The 6,487-nt window shown below is 54.0% G+C and carries 6 protein-coding genes; 1 reads left to right on the top strand and 5 read right to left on the bottom strand.

The annotated features are described in order from the left end of the window. Window positions 1-1,174: 1,174 nt before the first annotated feature. Window positions 1,175-2,443 carry an adenylosuccinate synthase gene (locus J4E00_RS22055; RefSeq protein WP_208177444.1) on the bottom strand — a complete coding sequence of 423 codons (1,269 nt, stop codon included), beginning with the start codon at window positions 2,441-2,443 and terminating at the stop codon, window positions 1,175-1,177. A 51-nt stretch (window positions 2,444-2,494) separates the two neighbouring features. On the opposite strand from J4E00_RS22055, the gene J4E00_RS29890 reads away from it, so the two are divergent. Then, entirely contained in the window at window positions 2,495-2,629 is a 135-nt protein-coding gene (locus J4E00_RS29890; protein ID WP_262898452.1) for a hypothetical protein, read from the top strand. Between the two features lie 57 nt (window positions 2,630-2,686). Here the strand turns inward: J4E00_RS29890 and J4E00_RS22050 are convergent, their stop codons facing one another. The 4 genes from J4E00_RS22050 to J4E00_RS22035 all read right to left on the bottom strand — a co-directional run bounded on the left by J4E00_RS22050 (window position 2,687) and on the right by J4E00_RS22035 (window position 6,291). Continuing rightward, complete coding sequence (locus J4E00_RS22050) at window positions 2,687-3,037, bottom strand: STAS domain-containing protein (protein WP_208177443.1); 351 nt, start codon at window positions 3,035-3,037, stop codon at window positions 2,687-2,689. Then, the gene (locus J4E00_RS22045; RefSeq protein ID WP_317196658.1) at window positions 3,034-3,633 is read right to left on the bottom strand and encodes a transcriptional repressor; all 600 of its coding nucleotides are present in this window, start codon (window positions 3,631-3,633) and stop codon (window positions 3,034-3,036) included. The genes J4E00_RS22050 and J4E00_RS22045 overlap by 4 nt, the downstream gene beginning before the upstream one ends. A gap of 125 nt (window positions 3,634-3,758) precedes the next feature. Then, window positions 3,759-4,085, bottom strand: coding sequence for a CHY zinc finger protein (locus J4E00_RS22040; RefSeq protein ID WP_208177442.1), 327 nt, complete (start codon window positions 4,083-4,085; stop codon window positions 3,759-3,761). A 7-nt stretch (window positions 4,086-4,092) separates the two neighbouring features. Continuing rightward, window positions 4,093-6,291 carry a RelA/SpoT family protein gene (locus J4E00_RS22035; protein WP_208177441.1) on the bottom strand — a complete coding sequence of 733 codons (2,199 nt, stop codon included), beginning with the start codon at window positions 6,289-6,291 and terminating at the stop codon, window positions 4,093-4,095. Between the last annotated feature and the right edge of the window lie 196 nt (window positions 6,292-6,487).

The raw sequence follows: 6,487 nt of genomic DNA, 5'->3' as shown, positions 1-6,487 counted from the left end.
TTCATCCTGAGCCAAGATCAAACTCTCCATTGTAAAATATTTCTACACCCAGGCGAACCTGGGCTGATGTCGAGTGCTGACCTTGCTCACATATTGACATTATGGTCAAATTCGTTTCGCTTGGTTTGTTTCACTGTGTTCCTTCCGAAGAAGGAACAGCAAGTGGAACACTTACTATTTTGTCTGTTTCCGTCATTCAAAGAACGCGTGATATTTCCATTTGAAATATCAGTGTGGACTGGTGTGTTAGTCCGATTTTGCTGTTGCTAACCTTTGTTCGTTTTGGGATTGCAAAGGTAGAAAGCTTTTTTGATTTGGCAAGTTCGTTTCGAAAATTCTTTTGCTTTTCGATTCGTTTTTTCAAATCTGCTACTTTCGATTAAAGCAGCTTTTTTATTTGTGAGTCAGCTTGTTATAGCTTTCTTTCGGCTACCTCTGTTCGTTTTGGGAGTGCAAAGGTAATTGTTTTTTTCGACTTTCAAACTTTTCAGCGAAAAAATTTTAGAGTCTTTTCGTTTCGATTTTCAAATCTGGTTGCTTCCGATTGAAGCGGGTTGCAAAGGTACGGCAGCTTTTTTCGCCGGTGCAAGCTATTTAAGAAATAAATCTTAGCGCTTGTGGCTGGTTGCGGAGGATAGACACACTACTCTCCCCAGGAGTTCCAAACCTTTCAATTTGTTGCCTGAGCGAGTGCTTTAGGCTTTTCCGTTGGTCCGTTTGACGTTTCGGGACTGCAAAGGTAGGGGGACTTTTGGCGGCGGCAAGCGGCCTTTTACGAAATAGTTGGTTTAGGGTTGTAAGTAGCTGATTGATGCGGTTAAAAAATTCAAGTTCGTTGCTGGCTAGCTTCCGTTATGGGGTGGCTGAGGCTGCATGATGCATCACGGTGCATTCACGATGCTAAGCATTACGTCTTGCCTGGCGGGGTTTGTGGCTGCTTTTGAAGGGCGCTATTGCTGGCTGAAGATGCGACGAACCGGTTTGCTTGCTCCTACCCTATTGTGTGTGAATCCGGATTTGAAGCAATACAGCATCATTCGATGGGGCTGGGTAAGTCGATATTGATGAGTGTGGGGCTTTTTGGCATGCAAAAGCCCCGCAACTATCTCCGGCGTGAGGCAGGAGATAGTTGCGGGGCTGATGTAATTGGGGGTTGTTGTCCGTTGTGGAGAGGTTAGCGGTGGAGAGTACTGACGCGGTCGGGGCCTACGCTAACGATGCTGATGGGGATTTGGAGCTCGCGTTCGAGGAATTCGAGATATGCAGTTAGGTTGGCGGGGAGCTGGGCGACGTCGGTGGTTTGGGTGAGGTCGGTGTTCCAGCCGGGTAGGGTGACGTACTCGGGGGTGACAGTGGTGAGCTCGCCGGGGTCGGGTAGTTGGGGGGTGCTTTCGCCGGTGGCGGTGCGGTAGTGAGTGCAGGCCTGGATTTCGGTAAAGGCGTCAAGGACGTCAGCTTTCATGAGGTGGAGCTCGGTGACGCCATTGAGCATAATGGCGTAGCGGAGGGCGGGCAGATCTATCCAGCCAGTGCGGCGGGGGCGGCCGGTGGTAGAACCGAACTCGCGGCCGGCCTGGCGGATTTGTTCGCCGACTTCGTCATGAAGCTCGGTGGGGAACGGGCCGCTGCCGACGCGGGTGCAGTAGGCTTTGGTGATGCCGTACACCTTATCGATGTGGCGCGGGGCAATGCCGAGGCCGGTGCAGGCGCCGGCGGCGATGGTGCTGGATGAGGTGACGTAGGGATAGGAACCGAAGTCGATATCTAATAGAGAGCCTTGGGCACCTTCGGCGAGGATGCGCTTGCCTTGGGTGAGGAGGTCATTGAGCAGGTATTCGGTGTCGATGAGCTGGAGGCTGCGCAGGAATTCGACGGCAGAGAAGAAGTCGGCTTCGAGGGCTTCGATTTCGAGCTGCTTATTGTGGTGAGCGGCGATGGCGGCGTGCTGGGCAACGGCTTCCTGGTAACGCTCTTTGAAATCGGGCAAGAGAATGTGGCTGACGCGGAGGCCCACGCGGCCGATTTTATCGGAATATGTGGGGCCGATGCCTTTGAGGGTGCTACCGATTTTGGTGTTGCCGCGAGCTTCTTCGCTGATGCGGTCGAGGGCGCGGTGCGATGGGAGGATGAGCTGGGCTTTCTTGGAGATGTAGAGGTTTTTAGACCAGTCTACTCCCCTATCGGTGAGCTTTTGGAGCTCTTGGCGGAAGACGACGGGGTCGAGGACGACGCCGTTGCCGACAACGTTGATGATGTGCGGGTGAAAAATACCGCTGGGAACCTGGTGCAGGACGTGCTTGACGCCATCGAAGAAAAGGGTGTGACCGGCGTTGGGGCCGCCCTGGAAGCGGGCGACGGCATCGTAGGTCGGCGCGAGGACGTCTACGATTTTGCCTTTGCCTTCATCGCCCCACTGGAGGCCTACTAATACGTCTACTGGCATGGTGGTTTGGGGTCACCCTGTCGAAGCTCCTCACCCCCCAGCCCCTTCCCAATGAAGGAGAGCCTGACGAAGTGGGTTATTTTCGGGAGGGCTGTTATTAAGGTGTTGGTGTTATGGTTTGAAATTAATGCTGCTGGTTTTGCTTCTTTCCTACCTGATAAGGTCTTTGGCTACGCCGACCTCTAGTTGAATTTGCTTAGTAAGGCAGAATAATATGACCCGAATGGCAAAAAAACAGCCGCCCTATTGGGCGGCTGGGGTGAGTTGCTGGCGGGCGGCGGCTTCATTAGCCGATACAGTGAAGATGTTGTTCAGCTTCGTGATAGCCAGCATTTTCTTGGGGTGGTCAGCGGGATTGATGAGGACCAGCTCGCCGCCACGGCTGCGGAATTTGGTGAGAAGGGAGACAAGGACGCCAATGCCCGTACTATTAATGTAGCGGATTTCGGAGAGGTCGACGGCGCATTGGTTGAGGTCTTCGCCGAGATGATTGTTGACAGTTTGTAATAGTTGGTCGGTGTCGGGGCTGCCGATGAGGTCGCCGGAGAGGCGGACGAAGAGGATGCCGTTTTGGACGGTGCTGGTGGTTGTCATGCGGGGGTATTCTGGCGGGCGGCGGCTTCGGCTTTGGCGCGACAGTCGCCGCAGATGCCGTAAAGATTTAAAGAATGGTGCAAGATATGGAAGTTCAGCAGGTCGCCGACCATGGTTTGGATACCGTGGATACGAGGGTCGCAGAATTCCACCACCTTATGGCATTCGGTGCAGATGACGTGGTCGTGCTGCCGGTAACCATAGCTTTTCTCGTACTGGGCGAGGTTGCGGCCGAACTGGTGCTTACTGACAAGGCCTTGCTCAACTAGGAGGTCCAAGGTATTGTAGACGGTGGCGCGACTTACTTGCAGGCCGCGTTCTTTCATACCGGCGTATAGTTCTTCAACGTCGAAATGGCCGGAGCGGGCGTAGATTTCTTCGAGAATGGCGTAGCGCTCGCCGGTTTTGCGCAAGCCTTTGTTTTCGAGATGGGCAGTAAAGAGCTTTTTGACTTCTTCGAGCTTGTCGGTGTTGAGAGAAGCTTCGGACGCGGCACTAGGCGTGTGCTTGGCAGCGTAGCCGGTTTCGGAGGAACCGCCTACCCCCTGCCCTGCTTCATCGACGAGGTCGGCGGGGATGGTTTGGGATTTACTCACGGATATAAAGTGGATTGCGGTGGGACAAAGGTACAGTTGTTCGGGCGGAACCTCACCCCAATACCAGTTCGCCTGATGCGCGACGTGGAGAGAGGAGTCACAGCGGCGTGGCCATTATGACCGGACTATTGCTCGAAATAGAAGTGATAGTGATTGGCGCAGCCGGGGTTGAAGGCTGCTTGGCAATAGGGACAGATGCTGTTGCAGCTTAGGTAGCTGGCAATGCTGAGGGTATGGTGGCAGTTGCCGCAGTAGATGGCTTCGGTTTGGAATTCGGCTTTAGGCCACACTTGCGGAGAGTGGCTAGCGGCTTCGTTGTGGCACTTGATGCAGGCGTAGAACTCGCGGCAGCACTTGTGTTGGATAGCGATGAGGTCGCGTTCGGAGTGGTAGTGGGCGCATTGAGTGCGCTCGTTTACGTCGGTGCCGTGGACGGTGGGGGGGTTAGTCAAGCTCATTTTACGAATCGAACCGCTCAACTTGCAGCACACCATTCACCTTGCTCAGGCGCTGAATGAGCTTGGTGAGGTGGTCGGTATCGTTCACGAAAACCATAATCTGGCCATCGAAGAAACCGTCATCAGCCGTGATGGTGATGGAGCGCATGTTGACTTTCAGGGAAGAGCTGATGATGCGCGTGACGTCGTTGACAAGGCCCACGCGGTCGGAGCCTTTGAGGCGAATGCCGGCGAGAAAGGCAAGTTCGAGCTGGTCAGTCCACTTGGCGCGCACGATGCGATTGCCGTAATTCGACATCAAATCGACGGCGCGATGGCAGTTGGTGCGGTGAATGATGAGGCCCGTATCGGTTTCAAAGCCGAACACATCATCACCCGGAATGGGATTGCAGCAGCGAGCGATGCTGTAGTTGAACTTGTCGGTATGCTCTCCTACCACCAGCATATCGGGGCGCACACCGCGGATTTTCTGCACCTCGTTGTCGAACGTTTTGGGTTCGAGCACAGAGGGCACGGGCTTGGCTGAACTGAACAACGACTCCCGGATGGTTCGGCCATCGACCTGCCCCACGGCAAGGCGGTAGTAGAATTCCTGAGCGCTAGCAATATTGAAGTAGGCCAGCAAACGGTTGAAGTTATCTTGTGTATTGGGAATGCCAATGAGTTCCATCCGCTTTTCAAGAATGTAGCGGCCGTCTTCGGCTTTGGCGCGCTTGTCATCGCGCAGGAAATCCTTGATGCGGGAGCGCGCCTTGGTCGTGATGACGTAGTTCAGCCATTCCGGCGTGGGACGCTGCTTGTGCGAAGTTAGGATTTCGACCTGGTCGCCGTTGTGCAACTGGTAGCTCAGCGGCTCCAGCTTCTGATTCACCTTGGCACCGAGGCAATGAATACCGATTTGTGAGTGAATCTCAAAAGCAAAATCCAGCGCGGTAGCCCTCTCCGGCAATATCAGTAGCTTGCCCTTGGGTGTGAAGGCGTATACCTCCTTCACAAACAGGTTCTGGCGGAACTCGTCCATGAATTCGAGGGCGCTGGAATTATTGGATTCCAACATGTCGCGCACTTTGTTCACCCAGCCTTCGAGCGAGCTTTCGGGCTGAATACTACCGGTGTCCTTGTATTTCCAGTGCGCGGCGTAGCCTTTCTCGGCGATGTCGTCCATGCGGCGCGAGCGGATTTGCACCTCCACCCACTGGCCGGCGCGCGACATGACGGTGGTATGCAGGCTTTCGTAGCCGTTGGCCTTAGGCGTGCTCACCCAGTCGCGCAACCGGTCCGGGTTGGGCTGATAGAAGTCCGTTACAATGGAATACACCTGCCAGCAGGCGGCTTTTTCCTGCTCCGGCGGCACATCCAAAATCACCCGAATGGCAAACAGGTCATACACCTCATCAAAGGTGATGTTCTGCTTCTTCAGCTTCTTCAGAATCGAATAGATGCTTTTCGGCCGGCCCTTGATTTCGTATTCGAAACCCTGTGCCTTCAGTTCCTCGTCAATTGGCTGCACAAACTCCTTAATGAAACGGTTACGCGCCGCCTGGCTCTGCCGCACCTTCGACTTTATGTCGGTATACGTCTCCGTGTCGGTGAATTTGAGGTATAAATCCTCCAGCTCACTCTTTATAGTATAGAGACCCAGCCGGTGAGCCAACGGCGCATATAGATACAGCGTCTCCGAAGCAATTTTCAGTTGCTTGTGGCGCGGCATCGAATCCAGCGTCCGCATGTTGTGCAGGCGGTCGGCAATTTTGATGAGAATCACACGGACATCCTCGCTCAGCGTAAGCAGCATCTTACGGAAGTTCTCAGCCTGCTCGCTCGTGCCGTATTCGAATACTCCGGAAATCTTCGTCAGCCCATCAATAATCCGGGCCACCTTCGTCCCAAACTCCCGCTCAATATCCGAAATTTCAGTGGGTGTGTCCTCCACCACATCATGCAGCAGCGCCGCCACGATACTAGTCGTACCCAATCCGATTTCCTCCACCGCAATCTGCGCCACGGCCAGCGGATGTAGAATATAAGGCTCACCTGACTTGCGCCGCATCTCCTTATGCGCTTCCAAGCTCTGATTAAAAGCCTTTTTAATCAGCTTAGGGTCACCGTCTTTCAGGTACGGCTTAGCAGTGCGCAGCAGGCGGCGGTAATGGCGCAGGATTTCCTGGCGCTCAGCTTCGGGGGAGATAACGGGAGGCATAATGGCTAAAGTAACAACGAAGCGGCGGAAAAGGTGGCCGGAAACGGCGATGATGACAACAATAGAATGTCACGCAGAGCATGCCGAAGGAGCTTTACTGTGCAATGCCTTCAACCGATATCACGGTGAAGCGGCTGCATTTTGCTCTGCATAACGGCCAGACTTAAGTCGAACAAAATCCTATTGCAAATCCCTT

Origin of the sequence: Hymenobacter negativus (genome assembly GCF_017571495.1) — a bacterium.
Taxonomy (GTDB): domain Bacteria; phylum Bacteroidota; class Bacteroidia; order Cytophagales; family Hymenobacteraceae; genus Hymenobacter; species Hymenobacter negativus.
The sequence above is the reverse complement of the archived record's forward strand: the minus strand, read 5'-3'. Positions and strand labels throughout refer to the sequence as shown.